Source organism: Acetobacter fallax (assembly GCF_011516735.1).
Lineage (GTDB): Bacteria > Pseudomonadota > Alphaproteobacteria > Acetobacterales > Acetobacteraceae > Acetobacter > Acetobacter fallax.
Map to the genome: position 1 here is coordinate 1 of NZ_WOSX01000007.1, position 22,382 is coordinate 22,382.

General features: G+C 61.1%; 14 protein-coding genes and 1 pseudogene. 8 read left to right on the forward strand and 7 right to left on the reverse strand.

All coding sequences use genetic code 11. The features are described from left to right. Nucleotides 1-112: 112 nt before the first annotated feature. A pseudogene (locus GOB85_RS05525) lies at nt 113-1,948 on the forward strand (TonB-dependent siderophore receptor); the annotation flags it as partial. Nucleotides 1,949-2,084: 136 nt separating this feature from the next. Here GOB85_RS05525 and GOB85_RS05530 read toward each other — a convergent pair. Continuing rightward, on the reverse strand, nt 2,085-3,200 hold the full coding sequence (locus GOB85_RS05530) for a threonine aldolase family protein (RefSeq protein WP_173576676.1): 1,116 nt from the start codon (nt 3,198-3,200) through the stop codon (nt 2,085-2,087). A gap of 61 nt (nt 3,201-3,261) precedes the next feature. On the opposite strand from GOB85_RS05530, the gene folD reads away from it, so the two are divergent. Together folD and GOB85_RS05540 are read left to right on the forward strand one after the other, a co-directional pair. Continuing rightward, a complete protein-coding gene (gene folD, locus GOB85_RS05535; RefSeq protein WP_173576675.1) occupies nt 3,262-4,191 on the forward strand; it encodes a bifunctional methylenetetrahydrofolate dehydrogenase/methenyltetrahydrofolate cyclohydrolase FolD in 930 nt (309 codons plus the stop codon). Between the two features lie 328 nt (nt 4,192-4,519). Then, nucleotides 4,520-5,236: an NAD(P)-binding domain-containing protein gene (locus tag GOB85_RS05540; protein WP_173576682.1), complete on the forward strand. Its 717-nt coding sequence runs from the start codon at nt 4,520-4,522 to the stop codon at nt 5,234-5,236. A 179-nt stretch (nt 5,237-5,415) separates the two neighbouring features. On the opposite strand, the gene GOB85_RS05545 is transcribed toward GOB85_RS05540, so the two are convergent. Genes GOB85_RS05545 through GOB85_RS05555 form a run of 3 tightly spaced genes read right to left on the reverse strand, consistent with a single transcriptional unit; the run spans nt 5,416 to nt 8,582 of the window. Further along, entirely contained in the window at nt 5,416-6,555 is a 1,140-nt protein-coding gene (locus tag GOB85_RS05545) for an acetoin dehydrogenase dihydrolipoyllysine-residue acetyltransferase subunit (RefSeq protein ID WP_173576674.1), read from the reverse strand. Nucleotides 6,556-6,558: 3 nt separating this feature from the next. Then, nucleotides 6,559-7,587, reverse strand: a complete 1,029-nt coding sequence (locus GOB85_RS05550) for an alpha-ketoacid dehydrogenase subunit beta (protein ID WP_173576673.1) — start codon at nt 7,585-7,587, stop codon at nt 6,559-6,561. A 29-nt stretch (nt 7,588-7,616) separates the two neighbouring features. Next, the gene (locus GOB85_RS05555; RefSeq protein WP_173576681.1) at nt 7,617-8,582 is read right to left on the reverse strand and encodes a thiamine pyrophosphate-dependent dehydrogenase E1 component subunit alpha; all 966 of its coding nucleotides are present in this window, start codon (nt 8,580-8,582) and stop codon (nt 7,617-7,619) included. Between the two features lie 213 nt (nt 8,583-8,795). Here GOB85_RS05555 and GOB85_RS05560 point away from each other — a divergent pair, with 213 nt between their 5' ends. Beyond that, entirely contained in the window at nt 8,796-9,776 is a 981-nt protein-coding gene (locus GOB85_RS05560; RefSeq protein WP_173576672.1) for a helix-turn-helix domain-containing protein, read from the forward strand. A gap of 405 nt (nt 9,777-10,181) precedes the next feature. On the opposite strand, the gene GOB85_RS05565 is transcribed toward GOB85_RS05560, so the two are convergent. From GOB85_RS05565 to GOB85_RS05575, 3 genes are all read right to left on the reverse strand, one after another. Then, complete coding sequence (locus GOB85_RS05565) at nt 10,182-10,577, reverse strand: hypothetical protein (protein WP_173576671.1); 396 nt, start codon at nt 10,575-10,577, stop codon at nt 10,182-10,184. Between the two features lie 155 nt (nt 10,578-10,732). Then, on the reverse strand, nt 10,733-11,206 hold the full coding sequence (bcp, locus tag GOB85_RS05570; RefSeq protein ID WP_173576670.1) for a thioredoxin-dependent thiol peroxidase: 474 nt from the start codon (nt 11,204-11,206) through the stop codon (nt 10,733-10,735). Nucleotides 11,207-11,266: 60 nt separating this feature from the next. Then, on the reverse strand, nt 11,267-14,425 hold the full coding sequence (locus GOB85_RS05575) for a bifunctional [glutamine synthetase] adenylyltransferase/[glutamine synthetase]-adenylyl-L-tyrosine phosphorylase (protein WP_173576669.1): 3,159 nt from the start codon (nt 14,423-14,425) through the stop codon (nt 11,267-11,269). A gap of 119 nt (nt 14,426-14,544) precedes the next feature. Here GOB85_RS05575 and GOB85_RS05580 point away from each other — a divergent pair, with 119 nt between their 5' ends. The 4 genes from GOB85_RS05580 (at nt 14,545) to GOB85_RS05595 (ending at nt 22,083) form a co-directional block, all read left to right on the forward strand. Beyond that, on the forward strand, nt 14,545-17,883 hold the full coding sequence (locus tag GOB85_RS05580; protein ID WP_173576668.1) for an AsmA-like C-terminal region-containing protein: 3,339 nt from the start codon (nt 14,545-14,547) through the stop codon (nt 17,881-17,883). Nucleotides 17,884-18,010: 127 nt separating this feature from the next. After that, a complete protein-coding gene (locus GOB85_RS05585) occupies nt 18,011-19,018 on the forward strand; it encodes a CobW family GTP-binding protein (protein ID WP_173576667.1) in 1,008 nt (335 codons plus the stop codon). Nucleotides 19,019-19,119: 101 nt separating this feature from the next. After that, the gene (locus GOB85_RS05590; protein WP_173576666.1) at nt 19,120-20,181 is read left to right on the forward strand and encodes a WD40 repeat domain-containing protein; all 1,062 of its coding nucleotides are present in this window, start codon (nt 19,120-19,122) and stop codon (nt 20,179-20,181) included. 624 nt (nt 20,182-20,805) lie between these two features. Further along, nucleotides 20,806-22,083, forward strand: a complete 1,278-nt coding sequence (locus GOB85_RS05595) for an FAD-dependent oxidoreductase (protein ID WP_173576665.1) — start codon at nt 20,806-20,808, stop codon at nt 22,081-22,083. Nucleotides 22,084-22,382 lie beyond the last annotated feature (299 nt).

Sequence of the window (22,382 nt, forward strand, 5' to 3'; positions counted from 1 at the left end):
TGACTTGAACTCTGCCGCATACCGTTTCCGCGTAACCTTGCCCATAAAACCCGTCCTCGTTCAGGCCAGATGATAGCTTATCGCCCTGTCCGAAAAATGGGGACCACCTCTCTTCGATCTGCGCGGCTTCACCGTGCCAACCTTTCTTGACGGGCTGAAGTTTCAGGACAGTCCCACAGGTTTCGCAGTGGCCCAGACCGATACCTTCCGCCTTGAGCGCATCGAAATCCTCAAGGGCCCGGCCTCCGCGCTTTACGGCCAGTCAAGCCCGGGCGGTCTGACCGCATTGTCCAGCAAACTGCCGACAGACCAGCGGTTTTACGGCGGCGTCACCTCAACCGGCGGCATGTTCGATCTCTATCGCGTCGATGCCGATGTCGGCGGATTCGCGACAGATAACGGCCTTGTCCGATACCGGATATACGGAACGGCGAACGGACAGCACACCCAGCTGAGCAAAACGGGAAGCAGACGTTTCAGCATAAGCCCCTCCTTCACGTTCGGAGGGGACGGACCAACCACCCTCACCCTGCTGGGCAATTATCAGTACGACCCGGAAAGCGGCTCCTATGGCGGCGTCCCGCTGGTCGGCTCTCTCAGGCGGGCATCCTATGGTTACCTGCCACGGAATTTCTATGACGGCGATGTGCCCTCAGAAAAATTCAACCGCAGGCAGGGCGCGATCACCTATATCTTCAACCATCGCTTCAACGATGACTGGAGCTTCAGCACCCGCGGCCGTTATGACGATATCAGAACCATATACCGAAGCGTCTACAATAACGGTTATTATGACAGCGACGATGGCAGCAGCGGCGAGATGCTGTCCCGTTCCGCATACGGAACGCACGAGCATACTTACAATTTAGCTTTCGACAGTCAGTTCAAAGGCCGTGTCCGCACCGGGCCGCTGCATCACGCGCTGATGTTCGGATTCGACTACATGCAGCAGAAAGCCAATGATACGGAAGCTTACGGCGATGCGCCCGATCTGGACGTACTGCACCCCGATTATCATATGTTCATTCCCGCTCTGACGCCTTATCTGAACTACATGACGAATTCCCACCAGATCGGCGCTTACGGACAGGATGAGCTTCGCTGGAAGCGTCTGATCCTTACAGGCAGTATCCGCAATGACTGGTACCGCTCCCATCAGATCGAGCATCTTTCCGGATCCGATACCCGGCAGAACTCAGGCCAGATCACATGGCGTGCCTCTGGCCTCTATCACTTCGATTTCGGCCTTGCTCCCTATATCAGTTACTCGACCTCCTTTCAGCCACAGTCAGGCACTGTCTCCAATGATGGTGGCGCCACATTGCGGCAGGCCAATCCGTCGATCGGCAAACAGCTTGAAGGCGGCCTGAAATATCAGATCCCGGGAACATCCGTTTTATTCACCGCGGCAGGCTTCCATATCGAACAGAGCAACGTTCTCGTGTCCGTCGCCAATACCGGCTACAGCGTGCAAAGCGGGCTGGTTCACTCGGATGGATTCGAATTCGAAGCCCATGCCGAACCGTTCCGCAACTTCATGGTGACAGCCGCTGTCAGTGTCCAGAAGATTAAAGATGATTCGACCGGAAAGCCGCTGATCCAGTCGGGCAAAGGCAATGCCTCCCTGTTCGCCTTCTACACGATGCCCTCAGGAGCACTGAAAGGTCTCGGTTTCGGAGGCGGGATGCGCTATTCGGCAAAAGCCTATGGCGGAGAAGCGACTTACGGAAGCGTATGGCTTCCGCAATATGCCCTGTTCGACGGGTCCGTGAGTTACGATCTTTCGAACCTGTCCCGCTCGCTTCATGGGTGGAAAGCGTCAGCAAGCGTACGCAACCTTTTCGACAGGCACTATATCGCCAACTGTTTTGCCTACGGCTCTGACGGAGAATACTGCTATTACGGAGAACGACGTAATGCCCAGGCCAGCATAGGATACAGCTGGTAAAGCCATCATGGCCGGACAGGATCACCGGGACGTAGTCCTGCGCATCCTGGCTGTATTTCCGGGCGGATTCCTGTTTCCGCCTTCGGGCGTATCTGTCCTGGCGTGTGGCTTCCGGCGTCCCGGACCCGCCCGTCCCTCACTCCACCGCCGCCAGCACCCCCAGCAGCGCGTCCACATCCTCAGATCGCGTGTCATAGCTCGTAACCAGCCGGATCAGCGTTCCGTCCACGCCCGGTGGCGTCACCCAGCGATAAAACCCGAACCCCGCCGCCTCCAGCGCCTCAAGCAGCAGCTCCGGCAACACGACAAACACCTCGTTGCTCTCCGTCTCAAACGGCAGTACAGCCCCGGGCTGACGCACCAGCCCCCGCGCCAGCCGCGCCGCCATCTCATTGGCATTCGCCGCATTGCGCAGCCACAGATCGTCCTCCAGCCACGCCAGCAACTGCGCGCTGAGAAACCGCTGCTTCGACCACACATGCCCCGCCCGTTTCTGCCGGCGATCCATGTCAGCCGCCCGCGCCAGGTCGAATACCACCAGCATCTCCGCCGCCAGCGCCCCGCTCTTCGTCGCTCCCAGTGACAGAATGTCCACACCCGACTGCCAGGTCATTTCAGCCGGCGAGCACCCCAGATGCGCCAGCGCGTTCCCGAAGCGCGCGCCATCCATGTGGACCGCAAGACCAGCAGCCCGCGCCAGCCCCGTCACCTCCCGCAGATGCTCCGGACCATAAACCGTGCCCCATTCTGTCGCCTGCGTCACACTCAGCGCGGAGAGCTTGCTGGAATGAGCCCCCGCCCCGGCGCCCTGCTCAAGCGTGCGGCCCAGCAGATCCGGATCGATCCGCCCGTCCGATGACGGCAGCCCGCGCAGCTTGGCTCCGCCAGTGAAAAACTCTGGCGCCCCGCACTCCTCGTTATCAATATGCGCGCTCTCATCGCACAGCACCGCCCCCCAGGACGGCGTCAGAGCCGACAACGCCAGACTGTTACAGGCCGTCCCGGTCGAAACCGGAAACACCCGCACCTCCGTCCCGAAAACCTCCGAAACCCGGACCCCCAGCCGTTCCGTCCACGGATCAGCGCCATAAGACGGCACAGCACCGACATTGGCCGCCCCCAGTGCTGCGAGAATCTCAGGACAGACCGGCGCAACGTTGTCGCTGGCGAAGTTCCTGCGTATGTGTTCCGCAGTCTTTCCTTCGGAAACCAGCGTGTCACCGGATGACTGCCCGACAGTATTTTGGTTCATGTTGCGTCCCGTCCGTTCATTCCAGGCATATTCACCCCAGCACCCGAGCAGAATCCAGCCCATGTCAGACCTGACCACCCCCGCAACCCGCCCCGCCGACACAGCATCAGGCCCCGAAAGAGGCCGCCGGATCGATGGCAAGGCCTTTGCCGTCAGTCTCAGAAAACAGATCGCGGCGGACGTGGTTGCATTCCACGCGGAATACGGCGTCACCCCCGGCCTCGCCGTCGTGCTGGTCGGCAATGATCCCGCAAGTGAAATCTACGTCCGTAATAAAGCGCTGGAAACTCACCACGTCGGCATGCGCTCCTTCATGCACATGCTCCCTGAGACCACCACCGAAGCAGCCCTCCTCACCCTGATCGGCCGCCTGAACGCCGATCCCGAGATCCACGGCATCCTCGTCCAGCTTCCGCTCCCCAACGGCATTGACGCCCGCCGCATCACCAATGCCATCGACCCGAAAAAAGACGTTGATGGTCTCGGTGAAGTGAACGCCGGCCGTCTCAGCCTCGGTCTCCCCGGCCTCATCCCCTGCACGCCGCTCGGCTGCCTGATGCTGCTGCAATCGGAACTCGGAAACCTGCGCGGCCTGAACGCGGTCGTCGTCGGGGCCTCCAACCTCGTCGGCAAACCAATGGCCCTGCTGCTGCTGAACGAAGGCTGCACGGTCTCCATCGTCCATATCGACACCATCAACCCCCAGGCCCTGACCCGCACCGCCGATATTCTCGTCGTGGCCACCGGCGTCAGCGGTCTCATTCGCCACGACTGGGTCAAACCCGGTGCCACGGTCATCGACGTCGGCATCACCCGCGTCCCGACAGCTTCCGGCAAAACAAAACTGGTCGGCGATGTCGCCTTCGACGAAGTCGCTCCCATCGCGGGCCGCATCACCCCCGTCCCCGGTGGCGTCGGCCCGATGACCATCGCCTGCCTGCTGCAAAACACCCTCACCGCCGCCCGCCTGAGCCTCAGCGAATCAGCCTGACCCACGATTTTGGCTCTGTTGTCATTAAGTGCTGGCTTCTTCCAGGGCTTTGCCCTGGAACCCACCAAAGGTCGCAGACCTTTGAAAACCATTTTATTATTAATCAACCGGGGTGCAGGGGCCGTCGTGCGCAGCACGCCTTCGCGTGACGCGGTCCCTGCCGGGTTCGGGCACAGCCCGGCCACCCTTCTCAGCGCCGGCAAAGCAGCGCTCTGAAACGTAACAGCCCCGCCTTTTCCGCGCAGCACACATCAACACGCAGGGACGCCCGTCACAGCTCCGCCCCTGTCACTCGCCCGGAACCCATCCCATATCCTCAGAGGCAGTTATCAGGACGGAAGGATACGTCATGAAGATCGGGATTATCGGAGCCGGACAGATCGGGGGCACCTTGACGCGGCGCTTCACCGCAACCGGACATCACGTCAAAGTCGCCAACTCACGCGGCCCCCAAACTCTGACCGCGCTGGCGCAGGAAACAGGCGCTCAGGCCGCAACAGTTCAGGACGCTGTAAAAGACGTCGATCTGATCGTTGTCACCATCCCTGAGAAGAATATCCCGGCCCTCGGAAAAACGCCGTTCGAAGGCGTTCCCTCCCATGTCGTCATCGTCGACACCGGCAATTACTATCCGCGCGAACGTGATGGCCGCATCGCCGCCATCGAAAGCGGAACACCCGAAAGCGTCTGGGTGTCCGAACAGATTGGCCGCCCGGTCATCAAGGCCTTCAACAACATCTACGCCCGGCATCTGCTTGAAAACGGTAAACCCGCTGGCACGCCAGGCCGCATCGCATTGCCCGTCGCGGGCGATGACCTGTCGGCAAAGCGTGTCGTGATAAAACTGATTGATGACATCGGCTTCGATGCCGTCGATACAGGTCCGCTTGCGGAATCCTGGCGGCAACAGCCCGGCACTCCCGTTTATTGCGGTGATTTTGATGTTGCAGGCGTCCGAAAGGCGCTGAACGAAGCAAGCCCGAAGCGCACGGCACAATGGACGGCAACGGATAACAGCCCCGGCGATTTCGGGGCGCCATCCTGATATCAGTAGCGGGAAAACATCCAGGGCCTGCCCGCACCCGGCAGGGACCGCAGGCCCCTTTTTTCAACAGATCGGGGTGAAGGGGGCGTCGTGTGCAGCACGCCTTCGCGTGACGACCCCCTCCGGGTAGCCGGCAGCGCCCCCTTCACTGCCCGCCTTAACCGGGAACAGTGCCCCGGTTATTTCGCCTCAGCCTTATCAAGAAACGCTGAAACAGCCTTGTTGACCTCAGACGCTTTCTCAAGCTGCGGCATATGCCCCGTTCCGGGATAACGAATAACCGTCACGGACTCCGGCAATCCATCCGCACCGGAGACCGATAAGATCTCATCGTCTTCACCCCAGAGAACCTGAACCGGTCCACGGAAGGCTTCAAGAACCGGTCGCAACCCAAACGCCTGCTTTCCGTCATGAAAACAGGTCTGTGCAATGGTTTTGAGCCCCTTCACAACGCCGTCCAGACGTTTGAAGCGAATGATGTTCTCAACCATCGCCCGCGTGACGAGAGATTTATCGTGAACCAGATATCCGATCACCGGCTCCAGTGTCTTTCTGCGATCCGCTTCGATAAAGCCGCCAATAAACGCCATATTGATGTCCTGCCCCAGGCCGGCGGGATCAATCAGAGTCAGCGATGCCACCGCGTCACCTTTCAATGCGGCCAGTTCAAGCGCAATCGCGCCGCCCAGAGAATGCCCGACGACATGAACCCGATTCAGCGCCAGTGCCTCAATGAGTTTCCCGATCGTCGCGGCAAATGTTACGGGACTTCCGTCACCCACCTCTTTGGTCGATTCACCATGCCCGGGCAGATCGAACGCAATCACTTTGCGTTTTTCAGCCAGCGCAGGCTGATTGAGTATCCAGTTCGTCAGATCGCCACCAAATCCGTGGATCAGAAGAACGGGAACACCATCATGATCCACACCTGATTCCAGCACGGAAAGCTTCAGATCACCAGCTTCGATAACCCGACGCTGCGGCTCAGCGCTCCCGGCCTCACTCTCCTCACCAGACGAAAACTCGTCCCGGAATTTTTTGATAAACGCATCAATGTCGTCATCAGATGCTGCGTCATCAGCAAGAACACCAATCAGCGCTCCCACCGGCAGCATCTCGCCCGCTTCGGCAACATGACGACGCAGAATGCCCTCCGCCGGACTCTCATAACCATTCGTGATCTTGCTCGTCTCAATATCAGCCAGCTCCTGACCGGCCTTTACGGTTTCTCCAGGCTTCACACTCCAGCTTGCGAGCTTGCCTTCCGTCATCGCCAGCCCGAATTTCGGCATGGTGACAGGTATGATGGTGCCGCTCATCGTTCAGGCCTCCTCTTTCACCCGATAGGACGCAACAGCCCGCACCGCTGCTTCAATTTTCTCCACGCTCGGAACATAGAGATTCTCAAGGACCGTCGCGAACGGAACCGGCGTATGCGGCGGACAAACCCGCCGGATCGGTGCCTTCAGCGCATCGAATGCCTCCTCTGCCACCAGCGCCGCAACATCGGTCGCGAGATTGCAGCGCGGACTGGATTCATCAACGATCACAAGACGTCCCGTATCGGTCACGCAGTCGAGAATTGTCCCGGTATCCAGAGGCGATGTCGTGCGCGGATCAATCACCGTGCAGGAAATCCCGTCTTTTGCCAGACGATCAGCGGCTTCATTGGCAAATTTGACCATGCGGCCAAACGCCACGATCGTTACATCATCGCCTTCCCGTGTCAGGTTCGCCTCTCCGAACGGGATGGTGTACGGGTCATCAGGAACATCTTCCTCGTCGTCATACATGACCTTGTTTTCAAGAAAGATTACAGGATCATCATCCCGGATCGCCTCAATCAGAAGCCCCTTCGCTTCATAAGGCGAGGATGGCACCACAACCTTCAGCCCGGGAATATGCGTGAACAGCGGATACAGCGCCTGACTATGCTGGGCCGCCGCATTAAAACCCGCACCATACATGGCCCGGATCACCAGAGGCGTCCGCGCCTTGCCACCAAACATATAACGGAATTTTGCAGCCTGATTCATGATCTGATCGAGACAGCAGCCGACAAAATCAACAAACATCAGCTCAGCAACCGGTCGCAGCCCCGTTGCGGCAGCCCCCGCCGCAGCACCGATATACGAGGCCTCACTGATCGGGGTATCGAGCACACGATCCTCACCGAATTCAGTCAGCAACCCCTTCGTAACACCCAGCACACCGCCCCAGGCATCTTTGACACCGGAAGTGCCGCCCCGGCCACCGGCCACGTCCTCGCCCATAAGGATCACCCGCGGATCACGCCGCATTTCCTGCCGCAAAGCTTCATTGATCGCCTGACGGAAACTCTTTTTACTCATTCTTTTCGTCCTGTTCCGGAACGTGTATTTTAGTAGGAAACGTAAACATCTTTCAGAAGATCAGCCTCATCGGGCAGCGGCGCTGCCTTCGCTGCCGCAACGGCGGCGTCGATCTCACTCTTCACCGCTGTGTCAAGATCATTGAGCGCAGAGGCGTCAAGCAGCCCGGCTTCCGTCACGCGTTTACGGAAATTCACAAGGCAGTCGTGCTCCGCACGAAGTTTCGCAACTTCATTGTCAGCACGATAGGTCATCGCGTCACCCTCGAAATGCCCATACCACCGGGCAAGATGTACATGCAGCATCGCCGGCCCGTTGCCGTTCCGGGCATGACTGATCGCCTCACCAGCAGCCTGATAAACCGCGAAAAAGTCGTTTCCGTCGCATTCGAAATAAGGCATCCCGAAGCCTGCGGCCCGGTCTTTCTGATTTCCCGCGCAGGCATAGGAAGAACCGGTCGCTTCGCCGTAACCATTATCCTCGACCACAAAAACCGCCGGAATATTCCAGACAGTCGCGAGGTTCAGACTCTCCAGCGTGCTGCCTTCATTGGAAGCCCCATCGCCATAAAAAGCGATGGCAACCGCACCGTCTTTGAGAATCTTGTGCGACAGGGCCGCTCCGCAGATCAGCGGAGGTCCGCCACCAACAATGCCATTGGCCCCGAGCATGCCGAGCGACAGATCGGCAATATGCATCGAGCCGCCTTTGCCGCGACACACACCGGTCTGGCGACCATAAATTTCCGCCATCATGCCATCCACGCCCACGCCTTTTGCAATGCAGTGGCCATGTCCGCGATGGGTGCTGGCAATCGTGTCCTTCTCGGTGAGATGCGAGCAAACGCCCACGCCCGAGGCTTCCTCGCCGCAGTAGAGATGCACAAATCCAGGAATTTCGCCTGTCGCGAATTCTACGTGCAGACGCTCCTCGAACTCCCGTATGGTTCGCATCGAGCGATAGGAACTGAGTAAAATATCACGGGCAATTTGCATGGTGTCTCCCCTGTTGATCAGCGGATGTTCTGTTGTTGTCAGCGCCATCCGGCGTTCTGAACCACGTTCTGTGTCACGCCATCAGAACGGCCTTTGACGCATACGGGTAAGGGGAGGGATCGCCGCAGTCACGCTTATGTGACGCATCAGGGAGACGACTGTCGCGTTTCTGCGACAGTCCCGAAACGGACCGCCAGAAAAGAAAGAAGAACAATGAGCGAAGCCATTCTCATCCCGGATGAAAGACTTGCTGCCCTGCCGCCTCTGATCAGAGCATCCTGGACACGCTGCGCGACTCTGTACCGGCTCGACCAGAACGAGCAGAAATCCCCTGAACTTCTGTGCGGGGCCGAACTGCGTCAGGCATGCAGCAGGGTAGGCCCACTGATGAAAATCGCTGAACCGGAGCTCGACCGGCTGCACGGCATCGTCTCCACCCTTGATTATACAGTTCTGATGGCAGACGCCCAGGGCGTGGTCCTGGCAAACCGCGGTGATTATCCGCTGGAGAAAGGACATCGCCGCTGGCATCTCTGGCCCGGAGCACGCTGGGTCGAAATGGAAGTCGGCACAAATGGAATCGGCACAGCGCTCGTCGAAGGCAAACCGGTCACGGTCCACATGGAGCAGCACTGGCGACTTGGTCTGCGCTATCTCACCTGTTCGGCCGTGCCCTTTTATGGCCCGGACGGTCGTGTGGCGGGAGTACTCGATGCCAGTTCCACACGACCCGATCCAGGGGGCCGTATCGCCGTGATGATGGAAGCCGTGCTGATCGACGCCGCGCGCCGCATCGAGCGACGAAGCTTTCTTGAGGCGTTTCGGAATCAGACAGTCGTGATCCTGGGTGAAACCAGCGAAATCTCGCTGCCCATGGTGGCGCTGGACGAGGCACGCGTCGTCGTCGAATCAACCTTCGCGGCACGGTCAATGCTCGGCCTGAGCGAGACCAGCGCCAGCGTCTGTTTCGATCTGGGAACCCGCTCACACGGCGTGCCGGATTTTCAGGAAGCGGAACGCACGGTCATCGAAGGCGCGCTGGCAATGTCGGGCGGCAAAGTATCCCCGGCAGCACGCCTTCTCGGGATCAGCCGATCAACACTGCATCGGAAAATTCGCACCATGCAGCATCAGCAGATCCCGCAGGAAACCCTCCCCGCAGCAAAGCATCAGACCTTATACCAGCCCGCATAAAGATTGACCGTCATGTAAGAAAGCCCAGGCCCTGCACCCCGGTTTGCTAATTATAAAACGGTTTCCAAACACTCTGTTGTTATTCCGTGCTGGCTCCTTCCCAGGGCTTTGCCCTGGAACCCACCAAAGGTCACAGACCTTTGGAAACCATTTTATTATGAATCAATCAGGGTGCAGGGGCCGTCGTGCGCAGCACGCCTTCGCGTGACGGTCCCTGCCGGGTTCGGGCAGAGCCCGGATTCTGCTAACCCTTTGAAAAATCACTGATCAACACGTAACAACAACAGAGCCTTTGCCGGGTTCCAGGGCAGTGCCCCGCCAGTCCCGCACCAGCCAGTCTCACACAGGTCAAAGGCCAGTATTACAGGACAAAAACTGTCCCCGTCCGGCACAGCAGGATCAGCGTCACCAGGATGCGTAAGGAGAGTAGACAGGGTAGGGCGTGGCCATCGGATAAGGGGCCGGAACAGCATAGACAGGCGGCGGTGGCGGAGGCCCATAAGCCATCGGCGGCGGAGGTGCGACACGGGCCATCGCCACTCCCCCCATCGCGCCGACCGCCAGACCGCCAAGAATGCCACCGACAACAGCCCCGCGTCCCCAGCCAGGACCACGCCAGCCGGCTCCGCCCCATCCGGGTCCACGGCGCCACTGCGGCCCCGGAGGTGGACCACCCCAGCGCGGCCCGCCTCCCCTCATGTCATATCCATGTGCGCCAGCCGTGGCAGGCAACACCGTGCCCCCGGCGAGCAGACCCGCCAGCACCGGTATCGCAATGAGTGAACGGAAGGATTTGTTCATATCATGTCTCCCTGACCAGAGACGCGACGCTGTGCGTCCCGGTCCAGAAAACCATGAAGCTCTGAATTCATGGCGAATTCCGGGCAGAAAATGCGACAAATGGTCACACAGAACCAGAAATCAGCCACGGAACATGCTCAGAGCCACAGAAAAACTCAGAGTTCAGCCGCCGCTTTTTCCACAAGCGCCACATGGTCCGCCGGTTTGACTTTGCGCCAGATCGCTTTGATGTGACCATCCGCCCCGATCAGGAACGAACTGCGTTCCATCCCGAAATACGTCCGGCCATACATGGATTTCTCAACCCATGTGCCATAGCGGTCAGCAAGCTCATGCTCCGGGTCGCTGGCAAGAGGAAACTCCAGCCCGTATTTATCGGCAAATTTATCAATCTTCGACACAGGGTCCGGGCTGACCCCGATCACCGTTAGGTTCAGCCTGCCCAGCGCAGGCAGTGCTTCCTGAATGCCACAGGCCTGAGTCGTGCAGCCCGGCGTGTCGGCCTTCGGATAAAAATACAGCAGGTAAGGCCTGCCGCTGAGCTCAGCGCTCGACACAGTCCGGCCACGGCTGGCCTGCAAGGAGAAATCCGGGGCCTTATCGCCCACTGAAACAGGTTCGTTGCTCATGATGTAAAGCCTGCCCGAGAGCAACACAGCGCGCAACGACTACGAGTCACAATGGCGGAATTATGATGCCTTCCCGGTGGCCTTCCCGGGCGCCTCCCCGCCTCCGCTGACAGCCCCGATAAGCCGCGTGAACATTTCCCGCACCGTCAGCGCAAGGCTCTCCACACGCTCCGTGAGTTCGGGCAGCCCGGACACCGCCATGCTCCCGCACAGCAGATCCAGCGTCGCACGCGGCAGATCGCGCATCGGATCGGCAGGCGGGGAGGGACCCCATAACAGACGAAGAACGCTTTGCAGGCTGCGCCAGGTCTCGTCCGCCCCGATCAGAACCCGGGCATCGGCACGTGACAACACACCCGCACGGGCCAGAAGATGGAAGGCCCGCGGCGTGCAGGGCGAGCGCGCCTCCGCCGATCCGGCCACAAGCTGAAGCGTCTGGGCAATGAATTCCACCTCCATCAGGCCGCCGGCACGTCGTTTCACATCCCACGGACCGGAGGGGGGAAGGTCACGCGCGAGCCGGCGCCGCATCGCCACCGCATCCGCCCGGATTTCGTCAGGCGAGCGGGACTGACCGATCCCGGTCAGAGCCCTGTCCAGATCCGCCTGAAGCGCCGCTTTCAGCTTCAGTTTGGCGCCCGGTTCGCCCGCTATTGTGACAAGACGCGCCCGCGTCAGGGCCATGCGCTCCCAGGTCCAGGACGAACCGGCATGATAATGCCGGAACGCCGCGCGGGAGACAGCCACGGGGCCAGCCGCCCCCGAAGGACGCAGCCGCATGTCCACCGCATAAAGCGGCCCCTCGGCATCCGGCGCGGTGAGCGCCGCGATGAAGCTGTTGGCAAGCCGAAGATAATACTGCGAAACGGGAAGGGCCCGCAGCGGCCTGTCCGTCGCACCCTTCAGCGCCGAACTGTGCGACACATCGTCCGGGTGGTCGAAAATCAGCATCAGATCAAGGTCGGAGCCGGTCATCATCTCGCGTGACCCGGCTTTGCCGAGCGCCACAACCGTGATGCCCCCGCCCTCGACCCGGCCGTGGCGGTCACGATGCTCGCGAAAGACCGCCTCCAGCAACGCGGCCATCACCGTGTCAGCGACAGCCGTCCGCGCATGAGCCGAACTGTCCTCATCCAGCCGCCCCTCAAGCCGCGCCACGGAGAGCCGGAACTCCTCAGCCCTCACCACCGGACGAAGACGGGTAATCAGAATTTCCAGAGGCGGTTTTTCCGCCGCAAGAAGGCGGATCTGCCCGGTCGCGACCGTCAGGGCCGTATCTTCGCTCTCCGCCGGCTCAAGCAACCCCTCCAGAGCGGAAGGCGTGTCAGCCAGATGATCGGCCAGAAACGGCGACGCATCAAAGATCGCGACAATCCGGGTAATCAGCTTCGGGTTACGTTCCAGCAGCGACAGAAGCTGCACTCCCGCCCGCTGCCGGGAAAGCAGCGTGTCAAAATGACGCACACACCCTAATGGCTCACGTCCCGCGATGAAGCTCGTGAGCAGGCCCGGCAGCAGACTCCGCAACAGCGCGTGAGCCCGCTCCGACCGCAACGCGCGCCGGGTGTTACCAGCCCAGTGAGACAGAATGGTCGCCGCCGCGTCACAATCCGCAGAGGGAAACCCGATCTCACCAAGCCGGGCAGGCAGATCATCGCCCGTCAGATCAAAGTCAGTGTCCTCAACGGCGCCTTCACGTGCCGGCATGGTGAAATGCCGCTCGAAAATCCGTCGCGCGGCCCGCATCTGCGGCAGAAGGTCAAGCGCCAGATCGCCACCACTAGCATAACCAAGAAAAACCGCCAGCGCCCCGAAACCCGCCTCAGTCTCAGGAAGCTGATGAGTCTGCTGATCGGCCCGCATCTGTACACGATGCTCGATTTCACGCAGCAGCCGATAGGCCCGCGCAAGCGTCTCGGCATCCTCCCGTGGCATATGCCCGGAACGGGTCAGTGTCCGCAGAGCGCCGAGCGTGGTGCGGTCCCGCAGATTCGGCGTCCGCCCTCCCCAGACCAGCTGCATCGCCTGTGCCACGAATTCGATCTCGCGAATCCCGCCTTCACCGAGCTTGACGTTGTGACCCAGAAGCCAGCGCACATCGGCGTCGGCATCGTTCAGACAGGAATCGGTCAGCCCGGCGAGTCCCGTCCGGCCCGGCTTACGGTGCCGGTCGATCTTCGCCTTCATGTCGTGAATGTCGTCGATCAGCGCGAAATCGAGCGTCCGGCGCCAGACAAACGGATGGATGATGCGCAGAAAATCACGACCCAGCGCGATATTGCCCGCCACCGGACGCGCCTTGGTCATCGCCGCCCGTTCCCATGTCTGGCCCAGACTCTCATAATAGGAAATGGCGGCAGGCATCGAGACAGCCAGCGGTGTCGCGGAGGGGTCAGGGCGCAGCCGCAGATCAGTACGAAAGACGTACCCATTCGCGTCCCGCGCTTCCATGAGCCGGACAAGGTCGCTAGTCATGCGTATGAAAATCTGCCGCGCGGAGTCAGGGTCAGCGTGCAGGCTGGTGTCGAACAGCGCCACAAGATCGATGTCCGAGGAGAAGTTCAGTTCCCGCGCGCCAAGCTTTCCCATCGCCAGAACGACGTAGCCGCTGCCGCTCGCAGGACGCGCCGGATCGCGCAGTGAGAGACGCCCGGCATCATGGGCGGCCCGAAGCAAATGCCTGACAGCAATATCGAGCGCTGTGTCAGCAAGCCGACTCAGGGCCTGCGTGACCGATTCCAGCGGCCAGAATTTACCAATATCGGCAATCGCAGAGGCCAGCGCGATGCGCCCCTTCGCCTGACGCAGCGCGGACGCCACCGTCTCCTGCGCGCTCGTCACAGGCAGCCCGGCAATTTCTGCCAGAGCCATATCCGTAAACAGATCCGGACCATCCGCAAGCAGCCGCGCGAAATCATGCGGAGCGCGTCGAATGAGATCCGCCAGATACGGGCTGTTGCCCCCGACGCAACGGAGAAGTGCGGCGATTCCCGGTCCGGCCAGCAGGGAGGGCTCAAGACCCGCCTCGTCCCAAAGCGCGGACAGATCTTCAGTAAACCGTCCGGAAGCCTCCGGGTCGGCAGGCTGCGGCCACTCCGCCTCCGGCCAGGTGGTGTGCCGGCGACCGCGCCAGCCCGCCCCGCGCTGCACCTCCGAAACGGCCCCGGAACCACCGTCATCGCCATCCACAACGGGCACGACGCCATATTTCCGGCGCATTGCCCCCGTCTTTGCCAGACTGTCAGCCGGGCTGTCAGAGGGTGCCGAAGAGGGAGAATGAGAGGTTTTGCGCCGGGACATGAGCTTTACGGAATGATGAGCCTGAAAGGGATGCGGCGATGAGCGATCCCGGTCAAGCCGGCCTCGTCCCGCCTCCGCTTTCCGCTCCTCCGGAGCAGGCGGGAAAGAAGCGGTCGGGACGTCTGCTTATCAGCCTGGTGGCCGCCTTCGGAATCGTGATCGGCCTGCCGGTCCTCGCCTGCCTGTCACTGCTGGTCGCGATGATGTTCGGCCCGGTCAATGTCACTCCGGTGCTGCGGCCTTTCCTCCCTCTCGTCATCATCGACGGAGCCAGAGGCGAACCTCCGCGCGGAAGACTGGACGTCGCTCAGGCCCGTCTGCGATGGCCGGGCCTCTGGGACGGATTCGGATCTCCGGTCCTTCTCGAACTCGATGACGTGCGTATTCTCGACTCTCAGGGCCATGTCGCGGATCAGATCGCATCCGGCGCCATAGCCCTCGATGCCTTCCCGCTGCTGCACGGCGCGATCGCCGCAACAGACCTGCGAATCAGAGGCGCGCATGTGCAGCTCCGGCGCGACGCGTCCGGCGCCGTCGATCTCGATCTCCCCGGTCGTCCGTCCGACACCAAAGGTGGCGGTCCGGACATCGATCCCTCAAAACTCCGACGTCTTCTGCTCGCCGACACCCACATCACCCTGGCCGACGAAGCGCTGCACACACGCTGGACGATCGATCCGCTCGAAGCCGCCCTGACACCGGTTTCCGTGAAGCGCCGCCGGGGCCTGTCCGGAACACTGGCCGTTGGTCTGTCCGCGACACCGGATCAGGGCGATGCCGCGCACCCCTTCCGGACAAAACTGACGGCAACCGGCGCTCTGGCTCAGGATGGCGCACTCATCTGGCACATCACCCTCGATCCGATGACCCCCTCAGCCCTGTCCGCCGCGCTGCCCGCTCTGGACGCCGTGCGCGCCCCCGTCGGACTGGACGCGACCGTCACCCTGCGTTCCGGTCGTGCCGCGCATCTCATGATGCCGCGCGAAATCACCGCGACACTGAGTCTGGGTCAGGGTCAGGTGGTCGCCGCCGGCTCACCCCTGCTGACCGAACAGGGAACCGCAGGGCTGCATCTCCTCCTCGATGACCGGCAGCCCCAGGCCTGGCCCGCTCATCTCACCATCGGACATGTCGCGATTCAGCTGCGCGAACCGCCTTCCGCCAGCCCGTCGCCTGTTCTCCGGAACAAAACGCTTCCAGCGGAGACACCGTCCGGGCTGTTGCCTCCCCCCCGCTTCACCGCCAGCGGCCAGCTGGACTGGCAGGATATTGCCTCGCCACAGAAATTGACCGGAACGGTGAGCGCCGCCCTGTCAGATATGCCCTTCACAAAGCTGGGCGATTACTGGCCGGTTCACGCCGCAAAGGGCGCCCGCACCTGGGTGAGCACAAACATCACCGCCGGCGCCGTGCAAAACCTGCATATCACGCTGGGCATCGGTCCTGACCAGACAGGCAAATCCTCAGACATCACCAGCGTCTCAGGCGGTCTCGACGGCAAGGCCATGGAACTGCACTGGCTCCGCCCGATCATCCCCATGGAGGATGTTGACGCCCATCTCGAATTCGTCGATCCGCGAACCATCCGCATCGCTTTCAGCAACGGATACCAGCCGACCATCCGCACTGGCCATAATGTCGGCGCGAACGGAACAGGCAGACTGACCCTTAAGCCAGGCAGCATGATCATCAGCGATCTGGATAAGAAAGATCAGATCGGCACCATCAATATCGAACTCAGCGGCGACCTTCGGGATCAGCTCGCCCTGCTCGCCGAACCACGGCTGCACATCCTGTCGCGTCACCCGGTCCCGTTCACCCATCCGCTCGGAACCGCGCTGATCCGCTTCATGCTGCAACTGCCTCTGCGCGCCCATGTCAGCACGGACGACATGACGCTCGACGGGCACGCGCACGTCACGCATGTCCATCTCGGAGACGTCGCGATGGGCCGCGCCGTCGATGATGGAACGCTGGACACATCCGTGACCATGCACGGCATGGAACTGGCCGGGCGTGTCCTGTTCAGCCACATCCCCACCGACGTCAAAGCCGAAACGGATTTCGACAGCGTGCTGCCTGGCCAGAGCGTCGACCACGTCCTGGCCCATATGCATCTGACACCCGATAACGTCGAGGCAGCCGGCATACCGGTCGGAGCCTATTTCTATAACCGCGCCGAACTGGCCGTCGATTACAACATGATCAAAGACCGGCCCGACACCCTCGCGCTCGATCTCGATATGTACAAAGCCGGTATTCACCTGCCCGTGTGGAGCAAAGCCCCCGCCGTGCCGGCCAGAGCCCATGCCATGCTGTATATTGACGGCGGCAGGCTGCAGTCCGCTCAGGAAATCAACGCGGTCGCCCCGGACCTGAACCTCAACGGCGAGGTCGTGTTTCGTCCGAACGCGCCACCGGAACTGCTGCTGCCGAATTTCCGCGTGAGCCGTTCTGCCGGTTCGGCGCAGCTCACAATCCCACTCGGCGCCAGCAGCCCGATCGCGGTCAACGTCCAGGCCCGTACGCTCGATCTCACGCCGCTGGTCCAGGGCAAGCCGAAAGAGGACGCCCCGACAACAATTCACGTGCCCGAGGCAGCCAGCGGCCGGATCAAAGGCCCCCCCGGTCGTCCCTGGCTCATCAATGTCACCGCCGATACGCTCTGGTACAGCAAGGACCGCGCCCTCGGCGGCGTCAAAGCCAGCCTGGACCACAACGGTGTGCGCCTGAACCGCCTGCACTTCTCCATGACCACGCCCACCCCCGCCAGCGCCACGATCGAACCGGCCGGCAGCATCAGACGCCTGACCGCCGACGTGCCGGATTTCGGCACGCTGCTGAACCGGCTCAATGTGACAAACATGCTGAGCGGCGGCCATGCACGGTTCGAAGGACGCTTCGACGATGCCCGCGCCGACGCGCCGTTCAGGGGCAAACTCGCCGTCTCGCCGTTCCTGATCACAAAAGCCCCCGAGGCCCTCCAGGTCGTACGGAATCTGTCGATCTATGGCTGGCTGAACTCGAAAAACCAGTCTCAGTTCGAAGTGCAGCGATTTGAAATGCCGGTCTCATTCGCCGATGGCGTCCTGCACATCCGTGATGGACAGGCCGGTAACGGCGCTCTGGGGGCCACGCTGGAAGGCCCGATCAACCTCGACAAGGGCACGCTCGATCTGTCCGGCACCATCGTCCCGGCCTTCGCGGTCAACGCCCTGCCCGGCGGTCTTCCCGCCATCGGGCGCCTGTTCGCGCCCGAAAAAGGCGGGGGGTTCCTCGCCGTGAAATTCGACATCAACGGCAAGCTGGACGATCCGTCCTTTTCCGTCAGCCCTTTCACCATTTTCCTGCCCGGCGTGCTGCGCAAAATTTTCTGATCCGCCAGGCCTGGCAGGTCATCTTTGCCCCGAAGCAACGGCATGCCTATATGTCCCGTCAAACGGCAGGGAGACCTGCCGACCCCGTGCGGCTTTACCGCAAAGTCGCCAGAATAAGGAGATTGCCATGTCCGCGACACAGGACGCTTCAACCGCCGCACAACCCGGTCCGGATGCAGGCGCGCTGGTGCCGGTCACGGTCCTCACAGGCTTTCTCGGTGCCGGCAAGACAACACTGCTCAACCATATTCTGACAGCCGAACATGGCCGGAAATATGCCGTCGTCATCAACGAGTTCGGAGAACTCGGCGTCGATAACGATCTCGTGGTGGATGCCGACGAGGAAGTGTTCGAAATGAACAACGGCTGCATCTGCTGCACCGTGCGCGGCGATCTGATCCGTATCCTCGCCAGCCTGATGAAACGTCGCACAAAATTCGACGGCATCATCGTGGAAACCACCGGCCTCGCCGACCCGGCTCCCGTGGCCCAGACCTTCTTCGTGGACGAAGACGTGCGCGGCAAAACCCGCCTGGATGCCGTCGTCACCGTCGTCGATGCTCTGAACGTGGAGCAGACGCTGCGGGAAAGCCCGGAAGCCGTGCATCAGGTCGCCTTCGCCGACGTGATCATCCTGAACAAAACCGATCTCGCCGATGAAGCAAAGCTCGAAGAAATCGAAACCCGCCTGCGCCAGATCAACGCTTACGTCCGCATCCACCGCGCCCAACGCGGCAACGTGCCCCTGACCGATGTGCTCGATCAGGGCGGCTTCGATCTTCAGCGCGCCCTGGCCTATGAACCGGATTTCCTCGAAAACACCGAACACTCCCACGAAGAAAATATCACGAGCGTCTCCTTCGCCATCCCCGAACCGCTGGATGAAGGCCGCTTCCACGCCTGGATCAACGCCCTGCTCCAGGAACAGGGCGGCGACATCCTCCGCTCAAAAGGGATTCTGAATTTCAGGGGCCGCGACGAACGGTTCGCCTTCCAGGCCGTGCATATGATGGCGGATGGTGGCTTCATCGGCCCATGGAAAGATGGTGAAAAACAGGAATCCCGCCTCGTGTTTATCGGGAAAAACCTCAACCGCCCGCGTCTGCGTCGCGGCTTCGAGAGCTGCCGCGCCTGATAAACCAACCCTGATAAACCACCCCTGACAGGCACTCCGCCCGGCACATCCGGGCAGAAAGTCTGTTTGCAGCCTGAATCACTGGAAAGAATGGAACCGGAATGAGCGGTCAGTCGTCAGAACCTGTCTTCGCCGGGATCGTGGAGCATCGCGGCGCGGAACGGACGATAGACGGGCACATCATCGCCTGCTGCGCCTCACGCGATAACACCCGCTTCGCCTTCGCTACAGGTGAAGGCGACCTGATCATCGCCGATCGCACCGATCTGAAAAAACCCGAAGCCTGGAAAGTCGTGGAAGCCCATGACGGACCCGTCCTCGCCCTCGCCCCCGACGTCGCCGGCAACACCTTTCTGACCGGCGGCGAAGACTGCCGCCTCGCCCGTGTTTCCCCCGAAGCATCAGAGACGCTCACGAAAAATCGTCGCTGGGTAGAGCATGTCGTGAGCTGGTCCGACGGAAAAACAAAAATCATCGCCTGCGCCTCCGGCAAGGACGTGCAGCTCCGCAAGGACGATGGCACCACGCTGCTGCGGACTCTCGAACATCCTTCGACCGTTTCCGGCATCACCTTCGACGCGAAAGGCAAGCGGATCGCCGCGTCGCATTACAACGGCGCCTCCCTCTGGTTCGTGCAGTCAAAGGAAAACAAGCCCCGTCTGCTCGAATGGAAGGGAAGCCATCTCGGTGTCGTCATCCATCCGGCCGGTGAAGCTCTCGTCACCTCCATGCAGGAAAATGACCTGCACGGATGGCGCCTGTCAGACGGCCACAACATGCGGATGAGCGGCTACCCGACAAAAGTTGCCTCGCTCGCCTTCACCCGTAATGGCAAATGGCTCGCGACAGGCGGCTCCGACTCCGTCGTGCTCTGGCCATTCTTTGGCGGTGGTCCGATGGGTAAACCACCATCCGAAACGCCCGGCATCCCGGGTGTCCTCTGCACCCGCGTCGCCACGCATCCCACACAGGATCTTCTCGTCGCCGGATTTGCAAACGGCGCAGTCCTGATGATCGATTACAATTCCCAGCGCGTCCTGCCCGTTTGTGCCGCTGACGAAAGTGCCGTCACAGCCCTCGCCATCAGCGCCGATGGCTGCACCCTCGGATACGGCACGGAAAACGGACGGATCGGCCTCGTGGATCTTACAGCCGGCGACTGACGGAGGCCTGGTCACCCCGCCCCGTCAGATGACTGCTTTCAGAGGCTGTTGCAAAAAGCCTTATACCAGAGGGTCTCGCCTTTGACCTGCGTTGGGTGTGAGGCTGGCAGGGCTCTGCCCTGGAACCCGGCAAAGGCTCTGTTGTCGTTATGTGTTGGCTTCTTCCCAGGGCTTTGCCCTGGAACCCACCAAAGGTCACAGACCTTTGGAAACCATTTTATTATTAATCAACCGGGGTGCAGGGGCCTGTGGTCCCTGCCGGGTTCGGGCAGAGCCCGGATTCTGACAACCCTTTGAAAAATCACAGATCAACACGTCACAACAACAGAGTTTTTCCAAAACTCTGTAATCTTTGGCGGGTTCCAGGACAAAGCCTGGGAAGGAGCCGGTACCTCATGCTAACAGAGCCTTAACATACTGTAGAAGCTTCATTTTCCGGTCCGCCGCCGGAGCGATGTCGCCGGAAAGTGACCGTGCGGGAATGGCGCGGGCCAGACGGGTGGGGTGTTATTGTCCGCGCGCGTCAGGCAGACTCGCGACGCTCGCAGGCCCGCAGTGGCAGGCGAAATGGACAGGACAGAGGATCGAAGGCAGGCGCAGGCCGCCTTCTGAAAGGTAAAATCCGTGAGCAGGAAATCCCGGCTCGTAATCGTCGGCGGCGGTATCGCCGGTCTCGCGCTCGCAACGAGACTGGGAGATTCGCTCGGGCGAAAAGGCCGCGCTGAGGTCACGCTTGTCGATAAGAGCTTCTCCCACGTCTGGAAGCCGATGCTGCATTGCTTCGCCGCCGGCACGGCAGCGAACGAAGTAGACCGGATTCCTTTCGCTTCCCATGCGGCAGGCCACCATTTTGATTTCTGTTACGGTGAAATCTCGAATCTGGATCGCGACGCCAGACGCCTGACCCTCGCCCCGCTCATCGAGGACGGCGAAAAGGTTCTCGATGAACGCACGCTGGATTACGACGCCCTGGTGCTGGCGCTCGGCAGCCGCGCGAACGATTTCGGCACACCCGGCGTGGCCGAACATTGCCAGTTCATCGACAACCTCGTCGAAGCCAACGCGTTCAACGACAAATTCCGCCGCGCCGTTCTCCAGACCTTCGCCCTGGGCAAACCGCTGGAAATCGCCATCGTCGGCGGTGGCGCCACAGGCGTCCAGCTGGCAGCGGAACTGCACAAGGCACTCGATCTCGCCGCCCTTTACAGCTTCGTGCCCGGCAAACCGGAACTCAACATCTGTCTCCTCGAAGCCGGACCACGAATCCTGCCGGCCTTCCCCGAAAACGTCTCTCAGGCTGCCACCCGACAGCTTCGGGCAATCGGCATCGACGTGCGAACGGGCGCTATGGTCAGCGCCGCGGACGAAAACGGCTTCATCCTGAAAGACGGCTCCCGTATCGATGCCAGCTTCCGGGTCTGGGCCGCCGGCGTTTGTGCGCCCGAAGTCACGTCAAAGCTCGGTGGCCTCGCCTGTGGCCGTTCGGGTCAGCTTCTGGTCGGACCAACACTGCAAACAACGGATGACTCTCGCATCTTCGCCGTTGGCGACTGTGCGAATGTCTCCGAAAACCCCCTGGCACCGACCGCCCAGGTCGCCCGCCAGCAGGCACACCACCTCGCGAAATACATGGGCGCCTGGCTTCTCGGCGACCCGATGCCTCCCTTCAAATATCAGGACAAGGGCGCAATCGTGTCCCTGGGCGATTATAACGGATGGGGCGTCTTCGCCGATGGCAAGACATTTGGTGGCGGCCGCCTGAACGGCCTCTCCGCCCGCCTTGGCCATTCAGCGCTCTATCGTCAGCATCAGTTTGAATTGCACGGATTTGCTCGCGGAACAGCAGCCTGCCTGTCCGAGTGGCTCGGCGGCTACGTCCAGCCCTCCGTGCGTCTCGACTGAGCCGGTTCAGTCAAGGCCGGATCGTGTGAAGTGGGCTCTGCCCGTACCTGGAAGGGGTCGCGGACCCCTTCACCCCGATCTGTTTGATCGACAAGCTGGTTTCCAAAGGCTCTGTTGTTGTTACGTGTTGATCTGTGATTTTTCAAAGAGTTAGCAAAAGACCGGGCTCTGCCCGAACCCGGCAGGGACCGCAGGCCCCTGCACCCCGATAAAATGGTTTCCAAAGGTCTGTGACCTTTGGTGGGTTTCAGGGCAAAGCCCTGGGAGGTAATACCAGAAGGTCTGGCCTTTGACCTGTG